This is a genomic window from Undibacterium sp. TJN19, from assembly GCF_049339485.1.
Lineage (GTDB): Bacteria > Pseudomonadota > Gammaproteobacteria > Burkholderiales > Burkholderiaceae_D > Undibacterium.
In genome coordinates, this window is the sequence record NZ_JBMPPL010000005.1 from 130,162 (window position 1) to 153,071 (window position 22,910).

18 protein-coding genes are annotated in these 22,910 nt (G+C 51.1%); 9 read left to right on the forward strand and 9 right to left on the reverse strand.

What is annotated here, in order from left to right; translation table 11 throughout:
* Positions 1–144 precede the first annotated feature (144 nt).
* From ACO0LH_RS15740 to ACO0LH_RS15750, 3 genes are read left to right on the forward strand one after another with little or no spacing between them, the layout of a single operon-like run.
* A complete protein-coding gene (locus tag ACO0LH_RS15740) occupies positions 145–2,361 on the forward strand; it encodes a CHAT domain-containing protein (protein ID WP_422942062.1) in 2,217 nt (738 codons plus the stop codon).
* A 16-nt stretch (positions 2,362–2,377) separates the two neighbouring features.
* Entirely contained in the window at positions 2,378–2,695 is a 318-nt protein-coding gene (locus ACO0LH_RS15745) for a hypothetical protein (protein WP_422942063.1), read from the forward strand.
* Positions 2,696–3,322 carry a class I SAM-dependent methyltransferase gene (locus ACO0LH_RS15750; protein WP_422942064.1) on the forward strand — a complete coding sequence of 209 codons (627 nt, stop codon included), beginning with the start codon at positions 2,696–2,698 and terminating at the stop codon, positions 3,320–3,322.
* A gap of 80 nt (positions 3,323–3,402) precedes the next feature.
* On the opposite strand, the gene ACO0LH_RS15755 is transcribed toward ACO0LH_RS15750, so the two are convergent.
* The 7 genes from ACO0LH_RS15755 to ACO0LH_RS15785 all read right to left on the reverse strand — a co-directional run bounded on the left by ACO0LH_RS15755 (position 3,403) and on the right by ACO0LH_RS15785 (position 13,560).
* On the reverse strand, positions 3,403–4,647 hold the full coding sequence (locus tag ACO0LH_RS15755) for a Zn-dependent hydrolase (RefSeq protein WP_422942065.1): 1,245 nt from the start codon (positions 4,645–4,647) through the stop codon (positions 3,403–3,405).
* A 15-nt stretch (positions 4,648–4,662) separates the two neighbouring features.
* Positions 4,663–6,075, reverse strand: coding sequence for a dihydropyrimidinase (hydA, locus tag ACO0LH_RS15760; protein ID WP_422942066.1), 1,413 nt, complete (start codon positions 6,073–6,075; stop codon positions 4,663–4,665).
* 192 nt (positions 6,076–6,267) lie between these two features.
* Complete coding sequence (locus tag ACO0LH_RS15765) at positions 6,268–7,716, reverse strand: NCS1 family nucleobase:cation symporter-1 (RefSeq protein ID WP_422942067.1); 1,449 nt, start codon at positions 7,714–7,716, stop codon at positions 6,268–6,270.
* A 324-nt stretch (positions 7,717–8,040) separates the two neighbouring features.
* Positions 8,041–9,315, reverse strand: coding sequence for an NAD-dependent dihydropyrimidine dehydrogenase subunit PreA (gene preA, locus ACO0LH_RS15770; protein ID WP_110255749.1), 1,275 nt, complete (start codon positions 9,313–9,315; stop codon positions 8,041–8,043).
* Position 9,316: 1 nt separating this feature from the next.
* Positions 9,317–10,675, reverse strand: a complete 1,359-nt coding sequence (locus ACO0LH_RS15775) for an NAD(P)-dependent oxidoreductase (RefSeq protein WP_422942068.1) — start codon at positions 10,673–10,675, stop codon at positions 9,317–9,319.
* A gap of 61 nt (positions 10,676–10,736) precedes the next feature.
* Positions 10,737–12,236, reverse strand: a complete 1,500-nt coding sequence (locus tag ACO0LH_RS15780; RefSeq protein WP_422942069.1) for a CoA-acylating methylmalonate-semialdehyde dehydrogenase — start codon at positions 12,234–12,236, stop codon at positions 10,737–10,739.
* Positions 12,237–12,249: 13 nt separating this feature from the next.
* Positions 12,250–13,560 carry an aspartate aminotransferase family protein gene (locus ACO0LH_RS15785; protein WP_422942070.1) on the reverse strand — a complete coding sequence of 437 codons (1,311 nt, stop codon included), beginning with the start codon at positions 13,558–13,560 and terminating at the stop codon, positions 12,250–12,252.
* Between the two features lie 176 nt (positions 13,561–13,736).
* On the opposite strand from ACO0LH_RS15785, the gene ACO0LH_RS15790 reads away from it, so the two are divergent.
* The 3 genes from ACO0LH_RS15790 (at position 13,737) to ACO0LH_RS15800 (ending at position 17,620) form a co-directional block, all read left to right on the forward strand.
* Entirely contained in the window at positions 13,737–15,179 is a 1,443-nt protein-coding gene (locus ACO0LH_RS15790) for a PLP-dependent aminotransferase family protein (RefSeq protein WP_422942071.1), read from the forward strand.
* Positions 15,172–15,795 carry a TetR family transcriptional regulator C-terminal domain-containing protein gene (locus ACO0LH_RS15795; RefSeq protein ID WP_422942072.1) on the forward strand — a complete coding sequence of 208 codons (624 nt, stop codon included), beginning with the start codon at positions 15,172–15,174 and terminating at the stop codon, positions 15,793–15,795. Before ACO0LH_RS15790 ends, ACO0LH_RS15795 begins: the two co-directional genes overlap by 8 nt.
* A 214-nt stretch (positions 15,796–16,009) precedes the next feature.
* Positions 16,010–17,620 carry a DUF3369 domain-containing protein gene (locus ACO0LH_RS15800; RefSeq protein ID WP_422942073.1) on the forward strand — a complete coding sequence of 537 codons (1,611 nt, stop codon included), beginning with the start codon at positions 16,010–16,012 and terminating at the stop codon, positions 17,618–17,620.
* Between the two features lie 24 nt (positions 17,621–17,644).
* On the opposite strand, the gene ACO0LH_RS15805 is transcribed toward ACO0LH_RS15800, so the two are convergent.
* Positions 17,645–18,052: a MerR family transcriptional regulator gene (locus tag ACO0LH_RS15805; RefSeq protein ID WP_422942074.1), complete on the reverse strand. Its 408-nt coding sequence runs from the start codon at positions 18,050–18,052 to the stop codon at positions 17,645–17,647.
* A 92-nt stretch (positions 18,053–18,144) separates the two neighbouring features.
* Between ACO0LH_RS15805 and ACO0LH_RS15810 the strand changes: the two genes are divergently transcribed.
* Positions 18,145–20,760, forward strand: a complete 2,616-nt coding sequence (locus ACO0LH_RS15810) for a heavy metal translocating P-type ATPase (RefSeq protein WP_422942075.1) — start codon at positions 18,145–18,147, stop codon at positions 20,758–20,760.
* A 176-nt stretch (positions 20,761–20,936) separates the two neighbouring features.
* Entirely contained in the window at positions 20,937–21,872 is a 936-nt protein-coding gene (locus ACO0LH_RS15815) for a metallophosphoesterase family protein (RefSeq protein WP_422942076.1), read from the forward strand.
* A gap of 32 nt (positions 21,873–21,904) precedes the next feature.
* Here the strand turns inward: ACO0LH_RS15815 and ACO0LH_RS15820 are convergent, their stop codons facing one another.
* On the reverse strand, positions 21,905–22,366 hold the full coding sequence (locus ACO0LH_RS15820; protein WP_422942077.1) for a MarR family winged helix-turn-helix transcriptional regulator: 462 nt from the start codon (positions 22,364–22,366) through the stop codon (positions 21,905–21,907).
* Positions 22,367–22,424: 58 nt separating this feature from the next.
* Between ACO0LH_RS15820 and ACO0LH_RS15825 the strand changes: the two genes are divergently transcribed.
* Positions 22,425–22,799, forward strand: a complete 375-nt coding sequence (locus ACO0LH_RS15825) for a cupin domain-containing protein (RefSeq protein WP_422942078.1) — start codon at positions 22,425–22,427, stop codon at positions 22,797–22,799.
* The last annotated feature ends 111 nt before the right edge of the window (positions 22,800–22,910 follow it).

The following is a 22,910-nucleotide window of genomic DNA, read 5'->3' on the forward strand; positions in this document are numbered from 1 at the left end:
AATTAATGCATGCATAGTTATGAACTTCTCTATTCATCTAGAAAATTGACAAAACTACGAAGGAGTGAATTATTCGGATAGAAAATTTGATATATCTAAATATTTTGATTTCTTGCGGATTATATTTATAGGGTCATTGGCACATTGGACAATTTTAATAAATCGTTAAGCAATGCTTACATTTGCGATCCTATTTTTAGGATAGTCTACTTCATACCTCATCCAGATCAAAATCTTTCAAACGCCTCTTTTTTTTCTGGCGTCACTGACGGTTTAGCGCATACAAGTAGGTTACTTGAAAAAGCAACGGAATTCCCAGCCGATATACGCGAAGTTTGTTCCGATTGGCGTCATATTGCACTCTTTCGTTGTTACGGTCTAATATCGCATCGAATTTTGCCTATTGAGTTTTCAGCGTTCTCAGAACTAATGTCGCATAAATTATCTTTTGTTTTTCACTGTGTTCTTAGTGATCATCATACAGTCGATTTCGTAAAGCATGAATTAACAAAAGCGAAAAATATCTGGTTGCATTTATCCACCGTTGTAGGCGATGGTCAGATAAATATAAATTCTGTAACTCAAAAAGACTTTATTTCCTTGATTAAGAACAGATTGACTCAACTAGTGGAGCCAAATGAGAAAAAATTCGTTGAAATTTGTTTGTCACTTCTCAATCAGCATACCTCTCAAAAAAAGAAAATCAATTTAACTGCTACAGGTCACAATCTCACACGTTCAAATGAACGAGCTCTTTTGGCTTTCGGCGGATTATTAACTAGAGGATCTGGATCACCAGGTACAGAAAAAAATGCTTTAAATTGGATTGGGCGATCATTTGATATCGTAAATCGTCGGCGAAGTGAACTATTGAACTCCTTAGAAAAAAAACAAATACCTTTAAATTCAATGATTCTTACATTGCCATCAGCTCTCAGAGGTGCAAAGAATTCAAAATTTATCGGTCGACTTGCGCGTAGTGGGGCTTCAATTAAAACAACTCGTTACGTGTTAAAATTTTTATTAAAACCCAAAACATTTTTATGGTACGAGGATATCCGAACATTTCAGAAAGTCACAGAAAGTCCTCATCTTATGGCATTAATTCAATTGCGCCAAAAAGAACTTCTGATGTACACGACTTTATTAGTGCGCCTCGCCGCTGAAGCCCTTGTTCCCGTTTTGCGCTTAAATCCGAGTATTGCATCTGTTCATGGTTTATTAATACATCTTGGAGAATGTAGTCGACGTCCAGGCCCGAGAAAACGTGAAAAACGATACTCAATATTCAAGAAAATTCAAGCTCTTTTTAAGAATGAAATTGAAAGCACATTTCAACAAAAAATAAACGCGTTGGGTGATTTTTCAGTTGGAATAAAACTTGTTAGTGATCTACCGCTAGAATGGTTGCCTGTAAGGGGGCTACCTATCATGTTAAGGTACGAATGCAGCAGAATTCCGATAGTGCCCACAAGTTTGGCCTACGCAGTTGCGACCAATTTGGATCCAGTTCTGATCACACCATCTCAACTCAAGAAAATTCTTGTCATTCGATCTTTTGATGCACACGATAAAATCAGTAAATTCCTAGAAACCGGAATTGACATAGCAAATCAATCGTCTGAAAAATCAAAAAATCAAATTATTTTTAAAGATGTGTCTTGTGAACAAGAGTTCGTAGACGCTCTTAATAACTATGAAGGCGAGATTGTGATTTTTGACTGTCATGGGCACTTCGAGTCAGAAAATTATATTGCTTCACTTATTATCGGAGACTCACCGATAAAGCTTTGGGAGCTAAGAAAAAAAATAAATCGCATGCCCCCAATTGTACTGCTTAGTGCGTGCGATACTGAACCTATTGATAGCGCTCATACATCAGTGGGAGGTAGTATGCTTTTATTGGGAGCAAAAACCGTTTTAGGGACGTTCCTTCCAATTGATGCTATGCGTGCTGCTATGTTTATTGGAAGACTAGTTTATAGATTAGATGCATTTGTGCATTCTGCACTTATATACCGTGATCGTTTGACATGGAGAGAAATTGTTGCAGGGTTAATTAAGATGTCACATATAACGGAGATTTTAATTTCTCTTATTTCTAATGGCTATATTGAAGGAATGCAAAGTGAAGCCTTCCGTACCATTCACTTTAATGCCAATGTAGATATAAATAGTAATCGTGCTGATTGGTTTGAGCGTTTTTTAAATTCACTGTCAACTCAACTAAAATGTACGACAGCAGAGGCACAACAAATCACCGAAAAATATTCATACTTAACTGACGCACTCTTATACACACAACTTGGTAACCCGGAATTAATTTTTATTACTAGCGACATACGCGCCCAATCAAACTAATTAATGTACAGCAACAATGAAAAAAAGCGTCAAAATCAGCCTCGCGCTTGTAGTTATCCTGATTATAGCTATCTATACCCAGATCACCATCTATGTCGTTCCCCCGATTGGCTTGCTACCCAAAGGTAAGACGGTCATCATCACGCGTATAGACAAAACCGCATTCATTGACAGCCCCGACGCCATGTGCGAAAGAATACAGGGTGGTGTCAGTCTGTTTTGTCGCGGCACGATGATGGGAACAGTCATCAAAAATTCCAAAATCCTCTTGCGCCTGCCTTACAGTCCCTGGCTGTACAGCATATCAACCAGTGGCAAGACCTACGATCGCTAGATGATGGTATGGCCGCATGTAAGTGGAACCGAAGGCTATGCAGAAGCCGCTGACTTCCTGATCGAAAAATGGCAGGCAATTTCTTTTGCAGATCAGCATGCGCCAGTCATGCATTTGATACCTGCAACGCCATGTAAGCTACTTGATGTAGGTGCAGGTATAGGAACGGATGCAGCCGCATTGGCAGCCATGGGCCATCGGGTAGTCGCCGTCGAGCCCACAAATGAATTTCGTGCCGCAGGTATCGCCGTGCATGATTCGCATCATATCGAATGGCTCGATGACAGCCTGCCTGACTTGTCTATGGTATGCAGCAGAAATGAACGCTTCGACCTGATCATGCTGAGTGCCGTCTGGATGCATCTTGATGAACAGCAGCGGGAACAAGCAATGTCCAGACTGGCATCGCTATTGAATGAATCTGGCTTGATCATCATGTCGCTCAGACATGGCCCTGTCCCACATGGGCGGCGCATGTTTGAGGTTTCTGCAGCTGAAACTATAGAATTAGCTACCGCTCAGGGTTTAAAAACGATACTGAATATGCATACTGGATCTATTCAGGAAGGTAATCAGCTTAGTGGCGTGACGTGGACACGGTTGGGGTTTCGTAAAATTTCTGACTGAAGTGGGCATATTGAAATGCTAAAAGGCCTTGCAACTGCAAGGCCTTTTAGCTATTGACGCAGGCTAATGGCGAATAATCATTAACCGACCACCCCAGCCCTCCCCAACATCGCATGCAACAACACATTGCACCCCGCCTCCAGGTGTTCTGATTTCGCATCTTCAATTTCATTGTGGCTGATACCATCCTTGCAGGGCACGAAGATCATACCTGACGGGGCCAGTCTGGCGGTGTAGATGGCGTCGTGGCCGGCACCTGATACTACGTCCATGGTGCTATAGCCCAGAGTGGCTGTGGCTTCGCGTACGGCATTGACGCAGTCTGGGTGGAAGGGGCATGGGGGGTAGTAGGAGACGCGTTCTACGCTGATGTTCAGACCGCTGTCCTTGCTGGTCTTGTCGACAAAGGCGAGAATTTCATTGTGCATGGTGTCCAGCAATTCTGCTGACACGTTGCGCAAGTCCATGCTGAATTTGACTTCGCCTGGGATAACGTTGCGGCTGTTGGGGAAAACCTGCACCATGCCGACGGTGCCACGGCCATAAGGCGGGTAGCGGTTGCCGATGTTGACGACTTCCTGCATGATTTTGGTGGAGACTTGCAGGGCGTCTTTGCGCAGGGCCATGGGTGTGGGGCCAGCGTGGGCTTCCATGCCGGTGACGATGCAGTCATACCATGAGAGGCCAAGCACACCGGGGACGACGCCGATGACCTTGTCGGCATCTTCGAGTACCGGGCCTTGTTCTATATGGGTTTCGAAGTAGGCGCCGATGGGGTGCTGGCCTGGTACTTCTGTGCCTTTGTAGCCTATACGTGCTAGCTCATCGCCTACGGTTTTGCCTTCGGTGTCTTTGGCGGCGTACGCTGTTTCCAGCGAGAATGCGCCGCAGAACACGCCCGAGCCCATCATCACGGGGACGAAGCGTGAGCCTTCTTCATTGGTCCAGAAGGCAACTTCGATTGGTGCTTCAGTTTCTATATTGTGGTCATTGAGGGTGCGTACGACTTCGAGTGCGGCCAGCACACCGTAGTTGCCGTCGAACTTGCCACCGGTGGGCTGGGTGTCGATATGGCTGCCGGACATGATGGGTGGCAGTGCCGGGTTCTTGCCTGCCCTGCGCATGAAGACATTGCCTATCTGGTCTATGGTAACGGTGAGGCCAGCCTCTTTGGCCCAGGAGACCACGAGGTCACGGCCTTGCTTGTCGAGGTCAGTCAGGGCCAGGCGTTTGACGCCACCCTTTTGTGTGGCACCGATTTGTGCGAGTTCCATCAATGAGGCCCAGAGGCGGCCGCCATTGATACGTAGATTTGCGGTAGACATTTTTATTACTCCTTCTTATGCGCGCATTCTGTTGAGCGCATGAAACATGGGTGAAAAGGATGGACGCTTGATATAGCGCCCTGCTCCAATCTCGGCCCTTAAATCACCTTCTTTAAACACCAGCTTGCCTCCGCTGATGGTGTGGGTTGGTATGCCTTTGACAGTGCGGCCTTCAAAGATATTAAAATCACCTTTCGAGAATTGCGTTTTGGCTGACAGTGTCTTGGTGCCATTGACATCCCACAGCACGATGTCGGCGTCTGCACCTTCGGTAATAACACCTTTGCGTGGATAGATATTGAAAATCTGTGCGCAGTTGGCGGAGGTGACTTTGACAAACTCTGATGGTGTCAGGCGGCCTGTATTCACGCCTGCATCCCACAAGATCATCATGCGTTCTTCTACGCCGCCGCAGCCATTGGGTATCTTGGTGAAGTCATCCTTGCCTGCGGCTTTTTGGGCAGCGCAGAAGGTGCAGTGGTCGGTGGCCGTGGTATGCAGGTTGCCGCCTTGCAGACCTTGCCACAAAGCCTCTTGATGATGGCTGCTGCGGAAAGGTGGGCTCATGACATGGCCTGCGGACTGGGCAAAGTCAGGGTTCTTGTAGACGCTGTCATCGACAACGAGGTGGCCTGCCAGCACTTCGCCAAACACGCGCTGTCCGTGAGCACGGGCGCGGGTGATGGCATCCAGCGATTCCTGGCAGGATACATGGACGATATACAGCGGTGTGTTAAGCACATTGGCAATGGCAATCGCACGCTGAGCGGCTTCGCCTTCTACCATCGGTGGGCGTGACAGGGGGTGGGACTGTGGGCCTGTCATGCCTTTTTTCATGAGCTCTTGCTGCAACATATAGACGAGTTCGCCGTTTTCTGCATGCACGGTCGGTATGGCACCGAGTTCCAGTGCGCGGGAAAAGCTTTTTACAAGAATTTCATCATCAGCCATGATGGCGTTCTTGTAGGCCATGAAATGCTTGAAGCTGTTGACGCCATGTTCATTGACGAGCTTGCCCATGTCGGCATGAACAGTCTCATCCCACCAGGTGACGGCGACGTGAAAGGAATAATCCCCGGCAGATTTTTCTGCCCAGCCGCGCCAGACGTTGAAGGCTTCCATCAGACTCTGTTGCGGGTTGGGGATAACGAAGTCGATGATGCTGGTCGTGCCGCCGGCCAGGCCAGCAGCCGTGCCAGTAAAGAAATCATCTTGCGTGACCGTGCCCATGAAGGGTAATTGCATGTGGGTGTGCGGGTCTATGCCGCCAGGCATGACGTAGAGGCCACCGGCGTCGATGATTTCCGCACCCGCAGGTGCGTCGAGATTGTCGCCTACGGCGATGATCTTGCCGTTGTCGCAGAGGACATCGGCTTTAAATTCGCGGTCTGCGTTGACGACAGTGCCGCCGCGTATCAGGATGGTCATGACAGTTCCTTCATTAATTCATTGGGTGTGCGAAATCGCAGAAACGACATTGTAGGTTGGGCTATGGTGTATCAGCCCAACACTCGGCCTTCAAAAACGTATACGTTAATTGAGGCCCAGTGTTGGGCAGATAAAGCGATGCCCAGCGGGGCCCGGCCCAACCTACGTTAATATCTCCGTGATTTCGCACATTCAAACCTTCTTACCACTCATCAACCCCATATACACCACACCAGACAAGGCGAGGCCGACGAACCAGGCGTAGGTGTAGATGGTTTTTAATACTTCTGGAATAGCCGGGAAGCTGGCAGGGAAAGCCGCGTTCAAAAAACCCGGGATATTTGGCAAGACACCGATCACAAAAGCGATCACGGCGGCCATGTTCCAGCCATTTTTATAGCTGTACTTGCCTTCATCCTGGTACAGGGCGTTAACATCAATCTCTGTCTTGCGGATGAAGTAATAATCGATGATCAGAATACCGGCGATGGGGCCAAGCAAGGCGGAATAACCGATCAGCCAGGTGAAGATATAACCCTGGGTAGATTCCAAAATCTTCCACGGCATCATGATCAGGGCGATGGATGCGGTGATGTAGCCACCGGTTTTATACGATATCAGCTTGGGATTCAAGGCAGAAAAATCATAGGCCGGGCCAACGAGGTTGGCGGCCAGGTTGACGGATACCGTGTCTATCAACAAAATCAGCAGTGCGATTAATACGGCAATGCCAGTCATGCGGCTGGCCAGGTCTACCGGGTCCCAAAGGGCTTTGCCGTACAGGACAACGGTAGCAGAAGTGACGATCACTGCAAGTAGCGCCAGCAGGCCCATGGGGGCTGGCAAGCCTATGGTCTGGCCGAGGATCTGGTCTTTTTGTGATTTGGCGAAACGGGTAAAGTCAGGGATGTTCAAGGCCAGGGTAGCCCAGAAGCCGACCATGGCTGTCAGTGAAGGCCAGAAGGTGCTCCAGAATTGCCCGGCTTTTTTACCGCCTTCAACGAATTGCGATGGCTGATCAAGTATCGGGCCAAAGCCGCCAGCCTTGTTATACACCCAGCCCAGCAGGACGAAGCAGATGATAATTTTGAGTGGTGCAGTATAGGTTTCCAGCTTGCGTATGGCGTCCATACCATGGAAGATGTACCAGAATTGTATGGCCCAAAAAATCAGGAAGCAGATCAGCTGCGCGGGATTGATGCCCAGACCAGCAATATTGTCGCCACCAAGTGGATGGCCGATCAACACGCCACCCAGGGTATAAATCATTTGCCCGCCAAACCAGGTTTGTATGCCATACCAGCCACAGGCGACAATCGCACGCATGAGGGCAGGCAAACGTGCACCACGCACGCCAAAGGAAGTACGCGCCAGCACCGCATAAGGTATGCCGTATTTAGCACCGGCATGGCCTATCAGCAACATGGGGACGAGCACAATGGCATTGGCAATAAACACGGTCACTACCGCCTGGTAACCTGACATGCCGCCTTCGATGAGGCTGGCTGCCAGGGTATAGGCCGGGATACACATGACCATACCAACCCACAAAGCGGCAAAGTGATACCAGCGCCAGGTGCGCTGTGCTTCTGAAGTAGGTGCTAAATCCTCATTCCAAAGTTGCCCGCTTTGTGTCTGCATATACTCTTCTCCAGGTGTCAAATGTGAAACGCTCAATTACGCCTATGTTCTTAGCAAGCTTTATTCCATGAATGGAATTAGGAAAGACCTCTCAACACAGAGGCACAGAGAATGGAAAGGCTTCTTGCAAGAAGCCTTCGTTTCGCAAGCGAGTGGCATGCCACTCGAATTCCTTGCTCCACCACAGAGAACATCATGAGAAAAACAAGGGATTTCTCTTGTCTTTCTCTGTGTCTCGGTGTCTCTGTGGTTAGTGGTTTTCAAAAGGTTTTCAATCTTCCCCATGCAGAATTTATACGCCCACTATTCAGCAAGTACAAGCAATTATTTCAACACCGCACGCGGGTTGCGTGGGTCTTGCGTCCAGTTCATATAGGGCTTGCCAGTTGCCTGGGGCACCATGGTGATGCACTGTTCTACCGGGCAGGTGATCTGGCAGAGGTTGCAGCCTACGCACTCTTCCTTGATGACTTCGTATTTGCGAGTGCCATTGTCGGCGATCAGTTGTGCAATCGACTGGTGCGATGTGTCTTCGCAGGCGATGTAGCAGCGACCGCATTGTATGCATTTGTCCTGGTCGATCTCGGCAATGACGGCATAGTTCATGTCCAGGTATTTCCAGTCTGTCGTATTGGCGACGGCTTTACCGGCAAAGTCGCTGATGCGCTCATAGCCTTTTTCGTCCATCCAGCGCGACAGGCCATCTGTCATTTCCTTGACGATGCGGAAACCATGCAACATGGCAGCGGTACAGACCTGCACCGAACCTGCGCCGAGTGCCAAAAATTCTGCCGCATCGCGCCAGTTGCCTATGCCACCTATGCCTGAAATAGGCAGGCCCTTGGTGGCCGGGTCACGGGCGATTTCTGCCACCATGTTCAAAGCAATGGGTTTGACGGCGCTGCCACAATAACCACCATGCGTGCTTTGCGTGCCAACGATGGGGCGGGCGATCATCTGGTCGAGGTCTATCGACGTGATGGAGTTGATGGTATTGATCAGTGACACCGCATCTGCACCGCCATTGAAGGCAGCGCGGGCTGGCACACGCACGTCGGTGATGTTGGGTGTGAGTTTGACGATGACGGGCAATGAGCAATACTTTTTGCACCAGCGCGTGATCATTTCCACATATTCTGGCACCTGCCCTACGGCTGCGCCCATGCCGCGTTCTGGCATGCCGTGCGGGCAGCCGAAATTGAGTTCTATGCCATCGGCACCTGTGGCTTCCACCAGTGGCAGGATGCGCGCCCAGCTTTCTTCTTCGCAGGGGTACATCAACGACACGATCATGGCGCGGTCTGGCCAGTCTTTTTTGACTTGCGTGATTTCGCGCAGGTTGATTTCCAGGCTGCGGTCGGTGATCAGTTCGATATTATTAAAGCCGATGACTTCACGGTTCTTGCCAAAATGGGCAGAGTAACGGGAAGAAACGTTGACCGGTGGTGGATCTTCGCCCAGGGTTTTCCAGACTACGCCGCCCCAACCTGCTTCAAAAGCGCGGATGACGTTATAGGCCTTGTCAGTCGGTGGAGCAGAAGCCAGCCAGAAAGGATTGGGTGCCTTGATGCCGGCAAAGTTAATCGAGAGGTCAGCCATATTACACCTTCGCTTTCAAATCATTATCAATCGCCAGCGCTGCCAGCTTGCCATGTTGGACTGCCTGAACGGTCAGGTCCTGCCCGTCGGCGATACAATCGCCACCCGCATAAATACCGGATACGCTGGTGCGGTACTGCGCATCCACATGGATTTTGTCATTCTGCTTTTGCAGGTCTTTTGCCAGTGCATCTGACAAACTGCTGTTGTCCATGCTTTGACCGATTGCCTTGAAAATGGCTTGTGCGGGGATATCGATAGTGGCGCCGCTGGTTTGCAATTTACCGCCCACTTCTTTGGTACGCGCAAAGCGCATGCCGCTGACCTTGCCCTCTGCATCGCGCAAGACTTCTTGCGGTTGCGCCCAGGTGACTATGCGCACCTGGTTGGCTTTGGCGATGTCCTGTTCATGAAGGGTGGCTGACATATGTTCTGCACCACGGCGGTACACGAGCGTGACCTGCTCTGCACCAAGGCGGGCGATTTGCACTGCCATGTCGATGGCGGTATTACCGGCACCGATGACCACGCATTGTTTGGGTACGGGTAATTTAGTCAGGTCTTCTGCCTGGCGCAGTTCGGCGATGTAATCTACCGCTGCCATGAGGCCAGGGGCATCTTCACCTGTCAGGCCCAACTGGCGACTGGCACCCAGACCAAGGCCGAGGAAGACGGCATCATAATCACGGCGCAAATCTGCCAGGTGCAGGTTCTGGCCCAGTACCTGTTCATGCTTGACGGTGATACCGCCAATTTGCAGCAGGAATTCAACTTCGCGCTGGGCACTGTCTTCTGTCAGTTTGTATTTGGCGATCCCGTATTCATTGAGGCCACCGGATTTTTGTTTTGCTTCAAAAATCACGACATCATGGCCCAGGGTAGCGAGTCTGTGCGCACAGGATAAACCTGCTGGCCCACCACCAACGATGGCGACTTTCTTACCTGTGCTGGCAGCGCGCTGGAAAGGATGCTGTTCAAATTTTGCATTGTCGAGTGCAAAGCGTTGCAGCAGACCGATCTTGACTGGTGCACCTTCTGCATCATGATTGCGCACGCAGGCATGCTCGCACAAAATCTCGGTCGGGCAAACGCGTGAGCAGCTTGCACCGAGTATGTTTTGATCGAGGATGACCTTGGCTGCACCATTGATATTACCGACGGCAATATTCTGGATAAAGCTGGGCACATCAATTTCTGACGGGCAGATGCGTGTGCAGGGAGCGTCGTAACAATAGAGGCAACGTTCACTTTCTATCGCTGCCTGGCGCTTGTTCAGTGCCGGATTCAAATCAGTGAAATGCGAACGCAGCGTTTCCTGACTTTCTTCTGCCTGGGGTAAATGCTTAAGGGTTTCCAACATGGTGGCTCCAATCAATCTCGGTTTGCTAACTTTTTTCTACAAGCAAGTTTCGTGACAACGATTATTTATTTTGCGGGAAAGAGAACTCCGCTCCCTTGCTGATACTGTCAGGCCAGCGCTGCATGACTGCTTTCACACGCGTGTAAAAACGCACGCCTTCCGGACCGTAGATGTGATGATCACCAAACAGGCTGCGCTTCCAGCCACCAAAACTATGGAAGGCCATAGGCACAGGCAAAGGTACATTCACACCGACCATGCCGACCTGTATCATGCGCACGAATTCACGTGCAGTACCACCATCGCGCGTGAATACGGCAACGCCATTGCCGTATTCATGCTTGTTGATGAGGTCTGCCGCAGCTTCCATGTCTGGCACACGTACTACGCACAAAACCGGGCCAAAAATTTCCTGTTTATAGACGGTCATTTCTGGCGTCACATGATCGAACAGGCTGCCGCCGCAGAAGAACCCTTGTTCATGTCCAGGCACGCTGAAATTACGGCCATCGACGACGAGTTTTGCGCCTTCTGCCACGCCTTCACCGATCAGGCTTTCTATGCGTTCTTTGGCTGCATGAGTAATGACCGGGCCCATTTCTGCATCAGGGATGAGGCCGTTATTGATCTTGAGAGATTTGACACGCGCTGCCATGGCGTCGACCAGGGCATCAGCGGCAGAACCAACGGCGACGGCAACCGAGATGGCCATGCAGCGTTCACCAGCAGAGCCATAAGCTGCGCCCATCAAGGCATCGACTGCCATGTCCAGATCAGCATCAGGCATGACAACCATGTGGTTTTTTGCGCCACCGAGTGCTTGCACCCGCTTGCCATTGGCACAACCACGTGCGTAGATTGCCTGCGCAATTGGTGTCGAACCGACGAAGCTGATGGCCTGTACTTCTGGATGATCAAGCAGTGCATCAACGACAGTTTTATCACCTTGTACGACGTTGAAAACACCGTCAGGCAAACCCGCTTGCTTGAGCAATTTTGCATGCAGCAAGGATGGAGACGGATCACGTTCAGACGGTTTCAACACAAAGGTATTACCGCAGGCGATCGCGATAGGGAACATCCACATCGGCACCATGACGGGGAAGTTGAATGGCGTGATGCCAGCAACGACACCCAGCGGCTGGCGCATGCTGCAGGCATCGATGCCACGGGCGATTTGTTCGGAATATTCGCCTTTCAACAGTTGTGGTATGCCTATCGCAAACTCCACCACTTCTATGCCGCGAGCGACTTCACCCTTGGCATCGGCAAGGGTCTTGCCATGTTCCTTGGTCAGCAAGTTGGCGAATTCATCGGTGTGCTGTTGCAGCAGGTTCAGGTAAGCCATGAGCACGCGGGCGCGTGACAGGGCTGGCGTGTTTGACCAAGCAGGAAAAGCTTTGGCCGCTGCGGCGACTGCCAGGTTGACGTCCTGCTCGCTGCCCAGTGCTACCTGTCCTTGTACAGAACCGAGAGCCGGATTATAGATATCGGCAAAGCGTGGTTGCACGCTTTGATGCAGTTCGCCGTTGATGTAATGATTGACTTGATATGTGGTCATGATGTTCGCCGGATTAATCGAGGTGTTTCAAAATATCGTGCAGTTTGCCGAACAGCTGGTCTACGTGTTTTTTCTCCAAAATCAATGGAGGTGACATGGCGATGATGTCGCCTGTCGTGCGTACCAGCACACCTTCAGCAAAGGCTTTCTTGTAGGCAGCCATGGCGCGTGCACCGACTTTGCCTGGCATGGATTCCAGCTCTATCGCACCGATCAGGCCAACATTGCGCAAGTCTATGACGTGCGGCAAGCCTTTCAGCGAATGCAGGCCATCTTCCCAATAGGCGGTCATGCTTTGTGCATGTTCCAGTATTTTTTCTTCCTTGAATACTTTGAGGGAAGCCAGGCCAGCAGCAACCGCCAAAGGATGTCCGGAATAAGTGTAACCATGGAACAGTTCTATACCTGCCGGGCCATCCATCAGTGAATCGTAAATCTTTTGGTGACTGAATACCGCGCCCATAGGTACCACACCATTGGTCAGGCCTTTTGCTGTGGTCATCAGGTCTGGTGTAACGCCAAAGAAATCAGAAGCAAATGGCGTCGCCATGCGGCCAAAGCCGGTGATGACTTCATCAAATATCAGCAGGATGCCATGCTTGTCGCACAGTTCACGCAGGCGTTTCAAATAGCCTTTTGATGGCAGGATGACGCCAGCAGAACCAGCCAAGGGTTCGACGATAACGGCAGCGATGGTGGAAATATCATGCAGGGTGACCAGGCGTTCGAGTTCATCTGCCAGATGGGTGCCGTATTCTGGCAAGCCACGGGTGAAGGCATTCTTTTCCAGGTTGTGGGTGTGCGGCAGGTAATCAACACCAGCCAGTAAGGTACCAAACTGTTTGCGGTTGGCTGGCAAGCCGCCGAGTGACATGCCGCCAAAGCCTACGCCGTGGTAGGCACGTTCGCGGCTGATGAAGCGGGTGCGCTGGGCTTCGCCACGGCTGCGGTGGTAGGCCAGCACCATTTTCATGGCTGTATCAACAGCTTCCGAGCCGGAATTGGTATAAAACACCTGGCCAAATTTGTGGCCGCTATAGTCGATCAACTGTTCTGCCAGCTCAAAGGCTTGCGGATGACCGATCTGGAAGGCGGGTGCGTAATCCAGTGTCGCGACCGCATCTTGTACCGCTTTCACCACAGTTGGATGGGAATGTCCCAGCGGCACGCACCACAGGCCTGCCGTACCATCGAGTATCTCGCGGCCATTCTGGTCGCGGTAATACATACCAGAGGCAGACGCCACCAGACGCGGTGCTTCTTTATAGTCACGGTTGGCCGTGAAGGGCATCCAGTAGGAATTGAGTTGTTGCTTGCTGAGCATGGGCTTCTCCTGAAAACAATTTACCAAGTGGTAAAAATATGCTGAAATGCTAAATAAGCATATGCAGTAATGACATATACAGCCAGTTTAATTTCATCCAACCGTATTGGTAGCCGAGACATAACAGTTGTGTGCACCTGCACAATTTAGTTTATGTCTAGCGAGGAGTAAAAAGCATGGACGCCGTAAAAGAACAGCAGGCAGTAGAGCAAAGCCCAGTCTGGCCGCAACTGGCGCTTGAGCGTAGCCGCCAGGCCAGCCTGGTAGAGCAGATCGTGCAGGAAGTGAGCCGTCTGGTGCGCCAGAATGACCTGGCGCAGGGTAGCAAGATGCCATCCGTGCGGCAATTCGCCAAATGCAATGCGGTCAGTACCTTTACAGTTGTGGAATCTTACGAGCGGCTGATCACCCTGGGCCTGCTGAGTTCACGCCGCGGTTCTGGTTATTTTGTTACCAAACCGGCCTGTACACCGCAGCCCATGGCGCAAGCCGTTATACCCAGCGCGCTGGATGCCTTAAGCCCGGATTTGTACTCTGGTGTATCGAGCGCCCTGCCGGTGGGTTCAGGCTGGTTGCCGCCTGAGTGGTATGGCGATGATATTTTGCTGGATGCCCTGAAGCAATCCATGCGCATCCCTACCCAGCGCCTGCGCGGTTATGGCAACCCGTTGGGTTTCCCCAGCCTGCGCCAGCATCTGGCCAGCAGCCTGTCGCAGGAATTGTTCAGTGTCGATTCTGAACAGATTTTGCTGACCCATGGTGCCACCCATGGCTTTGACCTTATCCTGCGTACGCTGTGCAAACCCGGTGATACTGTACTGGTTGAAGACCCGGGTTATAGCAATCTGCTATCCCTGATACGCCATCACGGCTGCATACCGATAGGCATAGCCCGCGATGAAAAAGGCCTGAACCTCGATAGCCTGATGGAAAAGGCCCTGCTACATCAGCCCAAACTGATGTTTGTGAATACGGTGTTGCAAAACCCGCTGGGTACCAGTCTCTCCCAGGCGCAGGCACACCGCTTGCTAGCTTTGGCAGAACAGTTTGACTTCTGGCTTGTCGAAGATGATATCTACCGCGAGCTATGCCCGCGCCCTGAACCCTCACTGGCCGCGATGGATGGTTTGCGCCGCGTGATACGGGTGGGCAGTTTTTCCAAGACCCTGTCTCCTACCCTGCGCGTAGGCTCGATCTGTGCATCGCATTCTTTGATAGGTGAATTGCTGAGGGTGAAGATGCTGGCTGGTTTGACCACATCTGAAATCAATGAACGTGCGGTGCTGCATGCGATCAGCTCGCGCCTGTACCGGCGCATGCTGGAAAAGCTCAAGCGACAACTTGAGACTTCACGCAATGCGAGTATGGTTATGCTATTGGATGCCGGTCTGACACCCTTGGCAGAACCACGCGGTGGCATGTTCATCAGTGCAGGCTGGAAAGACAGCAAGGCCAGTGCCAGCGAAATTTCACGTCAGGCTTTACAGGAGGGTATCTTGCTGGCACCCGACGAATTCTTTAGCCTGTGCGCCAGTGATCACCCATGGTTCCGCTTCAATATCGCTTATAGCGGTGATGAAGCATTGAAAAATTTTTTGATGAAGCAGCGTCATGGATAGAGCGCCGGAGAAACTCACGCGTTCGCGCGATGCGCTGGAAGCGCGTATCTTGCTGGCCGCTGTCGAAGTTTTTGCTGAAGCCGGGTATGCAGGCAGTGCCCTGGCATCGATAGCAGAACGCGCCGGCATCTCGAAACAGAATCTGCTGTATTACTTTTCTACCAAGCAGATACTGTATAAAAAAGTGTTGGATCAGGTGCTTGATCAGTGGCTGGAACGCATGAATATTCTGGCCGATCCCACTCAAGACCCGGCGCAGTTATTGCGCAGTTATATCCGCGCCAAATTGCGTTTTTCACGCGAACAGCCACAGGCTTCACGCGTTTATGCGATGGAAGTCATTAGCGGTGCGCCTGTCTATGCAGAAACCATGCGCAACAAGATTTTGCCCCTGTTGCAAAAAGATATAGCCGTCTTTGAAGCATGGATAGCCGCTGGCAAAATCGCTGCTGTGAATACCACCCATTTATTATTCGCCATCTGGGCGATGACACAATCATATGCCGACTTTGCTGCACAGATGAGCCTGGTATTGGGGCATAGTCCCCTGAATGAAAATGATTTCCAGGATGCTGAAAACATGATCGTCGAAATGGTGCTGGGCAGGGTATGTTGAAAATTACTTTATACTTGCACAATACGGCACGAATTTCTTTGAAAGAAACATTGCCCAGCTGCCAGTTTCCTATATCATGAACTTGTGATCTGGCAACGCAATGAAGGTAGTAAGTAGCGTAATCAGGCAAGGCACAGACTGACCGCAACTGCTTTTGGTGTCCGATTTTTTTGATGCCCGATTTATTTCCCCGAATGAGTGATCAGGAGAGTTTATGAATCAAGAACAAGGATCAGAAGAAGACTGGATCATAGAAGATGATGTCAACGCACCGGTAGCCAATACCGTCGATGGATCTTTTGAATCCCGCCCCTGGCGTCTGCTGATTGTCGACGACGAAGCTGACATCCACGCCGTTACCCGTCTTGCCCTCAATAATATCGTCTTCAAGGGGCGGCATCTCGACATCCTGTCTGCGTATAGCGCCGCCGAAGCCTATGAGCTGTTAAACAGGGAAAAAGATATCAATCTTATTCTGCTTGATGTCGTCATGGAAACCGATGATGCCGGTTTGCGCCTGGTAAGACGCATACGCGATGAACTGAAAAACCATCTGGTGCGCATTGTATTGCGTACCGGTCAGCCCGGGCAGGCACCGGAAAAAAGCGTCATTGTCGATTACGACATCAATGACTATAAAACCAAGACCGAACTGACAACACAGCGCCTGTTCACCACTGTGATCGCCTCACTGCGTGCCTATGAAGGCTTGCTGTCGATAGAGCGCAGCCGCATCGGCCTGACGCGTATTTTGCAGGGCTCTGCCAATCTGTATGAGCTGAAGTCCCTCAAGGAATTTGCGTCTGGTGTATTGAACCAGATCGGTGCCATTCTGGATGTCGGTGCCGATGGTGTCTTGTGCCTGTCACGCAATGTTGCCGGCATGCCTGCGGGCAGCTTGAAAACCACCATCATTGCGGCGACCGGCTCCTACAGTGATCTGTGTGGCCTTGATAGCCTGCCGCCAGATTGTGAATGGACACCCATCGTTGAGAAAGCCTTTAGTGAAAAGAAAAGCCAGTTCCAGCATCCGGTTGATGTGCTGTTTATCCATACGCGGCAAGGCCATGAATTTGCCATCCTGCTGACACCGCCGTGGCCGCTGGCACAGATGCAAAAAGATTTGCTGGAATTATTCTGTGACCGCATCGCCGCCGCTTTTGACAACCGTTATCTCAATGAGCAATTGCAAAGAGCGCAGGAAGCCTCCGTCGTCGCCCTGACCGACCTGGCAGAATCACGCGATACCGATACCGGTGGCCATGTACAACGGGTCTGCAAGCTGACAAATGCGATTGCGGCAGAACTCAAACAGAGAAACAGCTTCCCTGCTGACCTGACACCGCAGTTCATGGAAATGGTCGGCATTGCCAGCATCTTGCATGATGTGGGCAAGGTGGCAACGCCTGATGCCGTCTTGCTGAAAGCTGGCAGCCATGACAAGAGCGAAAGAAAAATCATGGAATATCATGCGCTGGCTGGCGAAACCGTGCTGGCCCGTGCTGCCACCATGGTCGATGGTGTCAGCTACCTGACCTACGGCTCACAAATCGCTGGCAGCCATCATGAGCATTTTGACGGTAACGGCTATCCACGTCATCTGAAAGGTGCCGACATCCCGCTATCTGCGCGCATTGTTGCCGTGGTCGATGTGTTTGACGCCCTGCTGCATCGCCGTCCATACAAGGAAGCCTGGACCCTGCCAGCAACCATAGACTATATCAAGGCCAGAAGCGGTACACAATTTGACCCGCATGTGGTCGATGCGCTTATCCACTATATTGAAACTGCAAGACCGGACTGGGTACAGGCTGGCGACAGTTAATCAACTGACTGCACTTCAGCATCGTTATCGTGAAACTGACCCCAACGCCTGGATAATCGGGCATAGTGCTTGCGTGTCTGCTGACGCACACTGATGGATAAGTTGCGACAACATGGCTTCCATTTTATGCAGGTCATGCAATTTGGCCTGAACCTGCAACAAGCGCTCTTGCGCCACATCACGTATCGCTTTTTTGTCATTGCTGTCTTCCAGCAACAGCAGGTTGGCGATTTCATCCAGGGTAAAACCCAGCTCTTGCGCCCGCTTGATGAAACGTATGCGTTCTGCCAGCCTGGCTGGGTAAGTGCGAAAACCCGTGGCAACTTCAGGCACAGGCAACAATTCCCGGCGCTGGTAATAACGTATGGTTTCTACGCCCACACCAGCAGCTTTGGCCAATTGCCCTATCGTATATTGATCTGCATCAGACATCGTTAAAATTTCCTTGACTCTGTTCCTGGGTACGGGGTCTATGATAAGGCAATCAGCATATCAACGTCAGAACGATTCAGTGAGGAAAAGCGATGTCATCAGAAAATACCGGACACCAGCATCAGGGTGATTGCTGTGGCCACCAGTCATCTGCGGCAAAAGCGGTTGAGACGACCGATCAGAAAAAATACACCGACCCTGTCTGCGGCATGCAGGTTGATAGAAATCCTGATAAAACAGCGCGTTTCCAGGGTGTCGCCTATTATTTTTGCAGCACCTCCTGTCTGGGCAAGTTCACAGCCCAGCCAGAAAACTATGTAAAACCCAGAAAAGTTATCGCTCTTGGCAGCCTGCCCGCCACCGCAGCCCCGGCAATACAAGCAACAGCCATGCAAAGTGATCCACACGGTGAACATCGCGATCCTGTGTGTGGCATGCAGGTGAACGCGCAGAGCAAGCACCAATGCATCCATGAAAATAAAACCTATTACTTTTGTTGCGCGTCCTGCCTGGAAAAATTCCGCAAAGAGCCTTCTGCCTGGCTGGACCCCGTAAAACGTCAGGCAGCCAATGCTGCGGTTCCCGAAGATGCGATTTTTACCTGCCCCATGCATCTTGAAATTGAGCAGGTCGGCCCGGGCACTTGCCCGCTATGTGGCATGGCACTGGAACCGAAGGAAGCGACAGCAGAAGAAGATACCAGCGAGCTTGACGATATGCGCCGGCGCTTCAAATTCAGCGTGGCCCTGAGTTTGCCCTTGTTGATCATGACCATGGGTGACATGCTGCCTGGCGTGTCTTTCCATAGCCTGCTAGGCATGACAGCTTTCAACTGGCTGCAATTTCTGCTGGCCACGCCTGTGGTGCTGTGGGCCGGCTGGCCATTTTTTGAGCGTGCAATGGCATCCTTCAAGACTATGCACCTGAATATGTTCAGCCTGATCGGTGTGGGTACGGCTGCGGCTTACCTGTTCAGCCTGGTCGCATTGCTGTTGCCTGGCATATTGCCTGCGGCCTTCAAGATGAATGGCATGGCCCCGCTGTATTTTGAAGCTGCCACAGTCATCATTTGCCTGGTTTTGCTGGGGCAGGTACTGGAATTACGCGCCCGATCACAAACCAGCGCGGCCATTAAATCCTTGCTGGGGCTGACACCGGCGACAGCAATACGCATAGCCAGCGATGGCAGCGAAACCGAAATAGCACTTGACCAGGTTCAGGCTGGTGAACATTTACGTATCAAGCCAGGAGCACACATCCCCGTTGATGGCATCGTGCTGGATGGCCATGGCAATGTTGATGAAGCCATGCTCACCGGTGAACCACTGCCCGTCAGTAAACAGGTGGGTGACAAACTCAGTGCCGGCACTATCAATCAGCAAGGCAGTTTCAGCATGCAGGCGCAGCGCATAGGCAAAGACACGCTGCTGGCCAGCATCATCAGTCTGGTCAATCAGGCCGGACGTTCACGTGCGCCCATACAAAAACTGGCTGACCAGGTTTCTGGCTGGTTTGTACCTGGCGTGATTGCCGCCGCCATACTGGCATTTGTTATCTGGGCATATTTCGGCCCGGCACCGGCACTGGCGAATGGCCTGATGGCAGCGGTATCGGTACTCATCATTGCCTGCCCTTGTGCACTGGGTCTGGCAACACCGATATCGGTCACGGTAGGCATAGGTCGCGGCGCACGTGAAGGCGTATTGATCAAGGATGCGGAAGCACTGGAAAGGCTGGAAAAAATTGACACCCTGGTCATAGACAAAACCGGTACGCTGACAGAAGGCAAACCCGGACTGCAAAATTTCATGGTCGCTGCCGGTCAATCAGAACAAAACTTGCTGGATATGGCTTACACGCTGGAAAAACGCAGCGAGCATCCGGTCGCCCATGCCATCGTTGCCTATGCCGAAAACCAGGCTGGCAAGCTGCTCGATATCACTGATTTCACTTCCATCACAGGCAAAGGTGTCAGCGCCAACATAGACGGCAAGAGCGTCCTGCTCGGCAACCTGGCTTTGCTGAAAGACCAGCACATTGATCTTGAAGGTTTTGAAAATTTTGAAAAAACAGCCGCAGACTGGCGAGCACTTGGCCATACCGTCATGGCGATGGCGGTTGATGGAAAAGCACAAGCACTGATCAGTGTTGCCGACAAAATCAAACCCCATGGCAAGCAGGCGATACAGCAACTACAGCAGCAAGGTTTGCGGGTCATTGTTTTGACAGGAGACAATGCCATTACCGCCCAGGCGGTTGCAAAACAGCTGGGGCTGGATGAAGTACATGCCGACCTGCTGCCAGCCGATAAATATGAATTCATCCGGCAGTTGCAGGCACAGGGGCATGTAGTCGCCATGGCTGGTGATGGCATTAACGATGCGCCTGCGCTGGCACTGGCCAATGTCGGCATTGCCATGGGCAATGGTACCGATGTCGCCATGCACAGCGCGCACGTGGTGCTGGTCAAAGGTGATCTGCGCGGCATTTTGAAAGCCATATCATTAAGCCAGCACAGCATGAAAAATATCCGGCAAAACCTGTTCTTTGCATTTGCCTATAACTTTGTAGGCGTGCCTGTTGCAGCGGGGGTTTTATATCCGTGGTTTGGCCTGCTTCTGAGCCCCATGATTGCCAGTGCGGCCATGAGCCTGAGTTCGGTATCGGTGATTACGAATGCACTGCGTTTGCGGCATGCGGAGTTGTGAGGTTTTTCTATGGTGACAGAACCAGGTTAATTGGCAAGCCATTAACCTGTCTTCAATTAAAACCATATGTATTAAAACACGCTCACGCAATTCACCCCCCGCATCAGCAGGAACAGGTAAAATACGCGCCTGTTCAGGCTAGGCACTGGCCGCCCTCTATTTCTTAAGAAATCCTCATGCGTTTCTCCATTCTAGTTTTAAGCATTGCGGCCCTGTTCGCGCCTGTGGTCATGGCTGCAGACAACACTTCTAATCCAGCACCAAAAACCGGTATCAAGAAAACGCCCCAAAAAGCAGGCAGTGTGACCATCTACGCTGCCGGTGATATTGCAGATTGCCGCAAAAAAGCCCCGGCAGACAGTATGGCGGCCGCCACCGCTGAACTGATCGCAGCAGGTCTGGAAAAAGACAGTACAGCAAGAGTCATTACCCTGGGTGATAATACTTACCCGGTCGGCAAACCCGAAGAATTTACCAGGTGCTATGAACCGACTTGGGGACGTTTCAAGGATAAAACCCTGCCTTCACCCGGCAATCATGATTACGGTATGCCCAAGGGGCTGGGTTACTATAATTATTTTGGCGATCTGGCGGGGCCAGAGAGACGTGGTTATTACGCCTTGCAGCTTGGGAAATGGCAAATCATTTCGCTCAACAGCAACCTCGACAAGGTGCAGATGCAAGTGCAGCTCAACTGGCTCAAGGAAGAATTAAGCAGTAACAAGAAAAATTGTACACTGGCATTCTGGCATCACCCGGCTTACAGTTCTGGCGGTCACGGCAATAATGACATCATGCAGGAAGCATGGAAAATGCTGGCCGAAACCAAAGCCGATATTGTGTTAAGCGGGCATGATCATGATTATGAGCGGTTTGCCCCACTCGATGCCAATGGCGACAGGGATGACAAGAACGGCATGCGCAGCTTTGTCGTCGGCACTGGTGGCGCCAAACTGACGCCAATGTTTCTGCCTAAAGGCGCGACAGAGATACGCGACAATTCAACCAATGGTGTGCTCAAACTGAGCTTGCAGGACAAGTCATACGAATGGGAGTTTTTACCCGTGCCCGGACAGAATTTTACGGACAAGGGCAAGGGCATCTGCCATTGACCAAGACGTACAGCAGAATACTCACACCATAATCACAGCGGACGTAGCATGGTCAAACCATCTGCTGTGTCTGCTGCATCAGTCACTATCTGCTCAAGCACGGCACGCATGGCCTTGACTTTGCTCGCGCCCAGACGCTCACTCAGACGATCTTCAAACTCTTGATGAAATGCGCGGGCTACAGTCATCAGCGCCAGCGCACGCGGTGTCAGTTGTAACAGGCGCACTCGCGCATCATTCGCATCCTCCTCACGCTGCACATAGGCTTTCAGCACCATATCATTAATGATCTTCAAAGCACCTTGTGGTGTCATGCCCAGGCTGTCTGCGACCTGTTTCAGGTTTTGCGGATTATTTTCCAGCAAACGAAAAACATAGCCAAAAGAACTGCCTATGTCGGCATAGCCGTGTTTTGCCAGGTGCTGATGTAATTGTTCTTTAAAACTGCCAAAAGCCAGGTTCAGCAAGACGCCCAGATCCGTATTTGATTGCATGGTAATTTAATTCACCTTGGTTTATAATCTCAGGTGAATTATATCACATGAGGAAATTATGAAACTGATCGACGCATCATCTGCCAAAGTGTTTACCATGCATGACGCCATCTTCACCGGCCTGGCTTCACCCAGTCGGGGTTCTGAAGAAAATGCAGCCTGGATTGTGGAATTGACTTCCAACAAACCTGGCGTTGCGCATCAACTGACAAGGGAAGAAATCTTTATCTGCCTGCAAGGCGCAGCACAAGTGAGCATGGAGGAAACTCACTACCCATTAAGCGCAGGTGCCTGCCTGATCGTGCCCGCACATACCCGGTTTTCAATCAGCAAGACCAGCGAAGAGAATTTCCGTGCGGTAGCAATATTGCCAGTCGGTGCCGAAGCAAAACTGGAAAATGGTCAGACATTCATGCCACCCTGGGCCGTCTGACGGACAAGGGACGCAGTTGATATGGCGGCAAACAATTCCAGAATGTCGCTTTGACAATTGCTGTATGAAATGGCATACGAAATGGAATATGAAATGGATGATACCGTCCAT

Excerpts from the sequence above, each read along its gene's own strand:
- ACO0LH_RS15745 (WP_422942063.1), top strand. The coding sequence starts at position 2,378 with ATGAAAAAAAGCGTCAAAATCAGCCTCGCGCTTGTAGTTATCCTGATT.
- ACO0LH_RS15750 (WP_422942064.1), top strand. The coding sequence starts at position 2,696 with ATGATGGTATGGCCGCATGTAAGTGGAACCGAAGGCTATGCAGAAGCC.
- ACO0LH_RS15755 (WP_422942065.1), bottom strand. The coding sequence starts at position 4,647 with ATGTCTACCGCAAATCTACGTATCAATGGCGGCCGCCTCTGGGCCTCA.
- hydA (WP_422942066.1), bottom strand. The coding sequence starts at position 6,075 with ATGACCATCCTGATACGCGGCGGCACTGTCGTCAACGCAGACCGCGAA.
- ACO0LH_RS15765 (WP_422942067.1), bottom strand. The coding sequence starts at position 7,716 with ATGCAGACACAAAGCGGGCAACTTTGGAATGAGGATTTAGCACCTACT.
- preA (WP_110255749.1), bottom strand. The coding sequence starts at position 9,315 with ATGGCTGACCTCTCGATTAACTTTGCCGGCATCAAGGCACCCAATCCT.
- ACO0LH_RS15775 (WP_422942068.1), bottom strand. The coding sequence starts at position 10,675 with ATGTTGGAAACCCTTAAGCATTTACCCCAGGCAGAAGAAAGTCAGGAA.
- ACO0LH_RS15780 (WP_422942069.1), bottom strand. The coding sequence starts at position 12,236 with ATGACCACATATCAAGTCAATCATTACATCAACGGCGAACTGCATCAA.
- ACO0LH_RS15785 (WP_422942070.1), bottom strand. The coding sequence starts at position 13,560 with ATGCTCAGCAAGCAACAACTCAATTCCTACTGGATGCCCTTCACGGCC.
- ACO0LH_RS15790 (WP_422942071.1), top strand. The coding sequence starts at position 13,737 with ATGGACGCCGTAAAAGAACAGCAGGCAGTAGAGCAAAGCCCAGTCTGG.
- ACO0LH_RS15795 (WP_422942072.1), top strand. The coding sequence starts at position 15,172 with ATGGATAGAGCGCCGGAGAAACTCACGCGTTCGCGCGATGCGCTGGAA.
- ACO0LH_RS15800 (WP_422942073.1), top strand. The coding sequence starts at position 16,010 with ATGAATCAAGAACAAGGATCAGAAGAAGACTGGATCATAGAAGATGAT.
- ACO0LH_RS15805 (WP_422942074.1), bottom strand. The coding sequence starts at position 18,052 with ATGTCTGATGCAGATCAATATACGATAGGGCAATTGGCCAAAGCTGCT.
- ACO0LH_RS15810 (WP_422942075.1), top strand. The coding sequence starts at position 18,145 with ATGTCATCAGAAAATACCGGACACCAGCATCAGGGTGATTGCTGTGGC.
- ACO0LH_RS15815 (WP_422942076.1), top strand. The coding sequence starts at position 20,937 with ATGCGTTTCTCCATTCTAGTTTTAAGCATTGCGGCCCTGTTCGCGCCT.
- ACO0LH_RS15820 (WP_422942077.1), bottom strand. The coding sequence starts at position 22,366 with ATGCAATCAAATACGGATCTGGGCGTCTTGCTGAACCTGGCTTTTGGC.
- ACO0LH_RS15825 (WP_422942078.1), top strand. The coding sequence starts at position 22,425 with ATGAAACTGATCGACGCATCATCTGCCAAAGTGTTTACCATGCATGAC.